The sequence below is a fragment of the Aliidiomarina haloalkalitolerans genome, assembly GCF_003987315.1.
Classification (GTDB): Bacteria; Pseudomonadota; Gammaproteobacteria; order Enterobacterales; family Alteromonadaceae; genus Aliidiomarina; species Aliidiomarina haloalkalitolerans.
The window spans coordinates 1-3,290 of record NZ_PIPI01000017.1 but is presented as its reverse complement, the minus strand read 5'-3'; the positions used below and the strand labels follow the sequence as shown (position 1 = coordinate 3,290).

At 45.3% G+C, this 3,290-nt stretch carries 4 protein-coding genes; 3 read left to right on the top strand and 1 reads right to left on the bottom strand.

All coding sequences use genetic code 11. The annotated features are described in order from the left end of the window. The 3 genes from CWE06_RS12405 to CWE06_RS12240 all read left to right on the top strand — a co-directional run. A partial coding sequence (locus CWE06_RS12405; protein WP_157981180.1) for a hypothetical protein occupies positions 1-524 on the top strand: 524 nt, incomplete at its 5' end. Positions 525-674: 150 nt separating this feature from the next. Then, positions 675-1,319 carry a hypothetical protein gene (locus tag CWE06_RS12245; RefSeq protein ID WP_126794728.1) on the top strand — a complete coding sequence of 215 codons (645 nt, stop codon included), beginning with the start codon at positions 675-677 and terminating at the stop codon, positions 1,317-1,319. Positions 1,320-1,747: 428 nt separating this feature from the next. Continuing rightward, on the top strand, positions 1,748-2,317 hold the full coding sequence (locus tag CWE06_RS12240; protein WP_126794725.1) for a hypothetical protein: 570 nt from the start codon (positions 1,748-1,750) through the stop codon (positions 2,315-2,317). Positions 2,318-2,540: 223 nt separating this feature from the next. Here CWE06_RS12240 and CWE06_RS12235 read toward each other — a convergent pair whose 3' ends face one another. Continuing rightward, the gene (locus CWE06_RS12235) at positions 2,541-2,879 is read right to left on the bottom strand and encodes an IS66 family transposase (RefSeq protein WP_275065579.1); all 339 of its coding nucleotides are present in this window, start codon (positions 2,877-2,879) and stop codon (positions 2,541-2,543) included. Positions 2,880-3,290 lie beyond the last annotated feature (411 nt).

The following is a 3,290-nucleotide window of genomic DNA, read 5'->3' as shown; positions in this document are numbered from 1 at the left end:
GTGGCGCGTTCCACCATGGCTTTGTCAGTGCGGGAATGGGGCAAGTAGCAAACAATGCCGGCGGAGACCTAGCCACAAGCGTGATTTTAGGGGGCACTGCGTCGCAGGTTGTCGGCGGTAAGTTTGCAAATGGTGCGGTGACGGCGGCGTTGAGTAGCCTACTCAGTAGAGAGATAAATGATGTGGACTCAGCAAGGCCAGACTTCTCCCAAATGACAAATGAAGAACTTACCGATTGGCTGTTTGAGAATCGCGACCTTTTTGAGATTGATATTCCCAATAATATTGAGCTTATTTATAGTCCTCAACACACAGGGTTCTTCAGAGGTCCTTTTGGAGTAATACGTGCAAACTGCGACGATCCGCTATGCGGAGGTAGGTTGGATGAACCAACGAGGGGCGTTCTTATGTTGAATCGGATTGAGCTATTTCCATCTGCTTTCGAAGCTGGTTTCGCAAGCATTTCACTTGAATCTAACGGACGAATCCAAATTTTGGGAATGAATGTCACAGGTATAGAGTGAGCAGTTCTTACTCTTGGTCATGAGGCTGCGCATGCGCGTGGGATAGATATTCCGCCCTCGGTAGACCCGCTTGGAATTCATCCAAATGCGGATCGAGCAGGGCTTGATGCGCTGCGCAGATTTAGAGATTGGAATGAAGGAAGATAAATTGTGTTAGAAAAAAAATCATCTAAAGGGCTACTGGCAATAATACTAGCTTTCACAGCTTTCTCTTCGTTTGGCCAGATCAAGTTCATGGACGCAATTGATAGTGCTAAGGTACGGTCTAGCTATATTGTGGTCGCGGAAATTAATCGGGGCGAGATTCTTCAAACTGAAGAAATAGATTGCGGAGGACTGTATCACGCTAGTGTTCAAAACACGCTACATGGGCAATCTGAACGAACACAGATAGCTTTTTTTTCCAGCGAACGTTTAATGATAGGGGCTAACTACATCATCTTCTTGGAGAAAGGAAATCTATTTGAACTTCCAGCTAGTGTAGTCGCTGTTGAGCATCAACCAGTTGATATTTCGAAAAAGTGTAAGAATGGTTTGGTAGGCGATGCCGCAACTCTGTGGACAGGCCTGAATCCTGTGGTGCTGGAAGTGATACGCCCCTCCTTTGACCGCGATACCAATTGGGTCATTTTCGATGGTATGAGATATATTCTGTCGAGCGCACTAACCACAAGGTATGAAGACGTAGAGCAATGCGAACTGGAACTTGAAACTCTTGAACCGAGAGATTGCGCATTAGTAAGCCGACGTACCCTTGTGCCTGTAGACGAGTTTCTAGAGTTGCTCAAAGAATAATAGTTGTTTTAACCAATGTACTGAGTCTAGAGTAGATGGCAATCCTGTTATGTATGTTGATAGAGAAGGACTGCTTCGTTGAAGAGCGGGAGTAATTTGCCTTGGTTTGACAGTCGGAGCTTATGCGCTTGATGTTGCTGGTGTGCGCACAGCAGTACAGAATATGGCAGAAACTAATCCTTATTATGAGCCGTTACACGCGCTAACAAACGGAATTAACGAGATAGTTGCAGAGTATGAGGAGTGTGATCTTGAAACTAGAGCTAGGGTTGAGAGTGCCCTGACCGGAGCTAGGGCTACCGAGAGAGAACTCAGGGCGCAATATGTTGCTTGGGGTGGAGAAAATAGCTTTGGAGGAACTGAGGGTGTTGTAGGGCTAGGAATGGTAGTTGCGGTTGCTATGCTACTTGCGGGAGTTTATTGCGGAAATGAAGAAATCAAACTATGTACTACTCGCCTTGTGGATAGTTTTTATTATTCAAATACTATTTCAGTTTCTTGCTACGCCTCGATTCTGGATTCAGCAGCGGGTAACACAATTAGAGCCAGAACAGCATTTACTATTTAAAGGCGTTCTTGGTGAGAAATATATCGTTACTTCTTATCTGCCTAAAGTTCACTCAGGAACGTATTTTTATACAATTTTTGATGCAATATATTTTTGGATTAACTTAAAACACCAGCGCTCCTATCAAGTTTGTGCAAATTTATCTTTTGGATGTAGCCCGGGAATCACTGTGCACGAAAGCACTGCCTTTGCAGATATATATGACCTTAAAGTTGCCGGCAACCCTGAGTTCTTGTCCGCTGACGAAAAAGAGTATTGTATTAATGGTGTACTTGGCTTTAATCGCGGTGGAGTTGAAGTAGATAAGGTAAACGGTGAACGAATGAATTTCTTCGTCTTTTCTACCAGAAACGCCTTATATACTATTTATGGGGTTGATACAGAGAATCTGACCTCTTGGCGGCAAGATTGCACTAACCATCAACCATAAAGTAAAAGAAGAGCGCTTTCGTAAAAATCAAGAGGCCTTATGGTAAGGCCTGAGATTTATTGACGTCGTTAATAGCGAACATATCACTACCCCTAAGGACATGAAGAAGCGTGAGCGTCGCTAGTAGCACACATTGACCGTATTATTTTTCTCAAGGTGGGTCAATTTTGTTTGGCCATTTAACCGGCCAAGATAATTGACGCTAGTGCGTGAGGTCGATATTCTAAGGCAGCAAGTGGTCGATAACGTCATCGCCCTTGATGAGCGGCCATTGCTCGAACAAGCGCATCAGGTAGTCAATCGGTTGCACATTATTCGCTTTGGCGGTTTCGACCAAGCTGTAAAGTACCGCACTGGCATCGGCACCACCATGGGTGTTGGCGAACAGCCAAGCTTTACGGCCAATCACGAACGGTTTAATAGCACGCTCGGCACGGTTGTTGTCGATGTTGATGCGCCCGTCGGTTAAGTACACCTGCAGTCTTGACCACTGGTTCAGTGTGTATTGAACCGCTTTGCCAATGATGCTGGTGGGTGGCACTTGGGTGAGTTGGGTTGTTATCCGAAGGCAGAGGCTTTGGGGTTTATTGCCGGACGAATATGTTGTTCATCGCTCACCAAACCGAAATGGGGGAATTGGATTAAACCCTGAGTATGGGGCGGGCGGACCGATAAACATGCGTAATGTTGAAGCTTGGGTCGTTGCTCCTTATAGAAATATCGTCAGTGCTTATTATGGCGCTATATCTTACAGCAATTTCGAAAGCGCTCCAGTTCATATCTATTCTCCGGAATCGCGAAGTTTTACGATTCATCATCCATCCCAACAAGATTTGGTAAACCAATGTAAGCGTCACTGGAAGCACACGTTGACTTTGGTAACGCACTTAGGTGATCAGTTTTGCTGGCCTATCAACCGGTCAAACTAATTGACGCTAGACCGAGTTTTTGATCTTCCAGGGCAGCAAGTGGT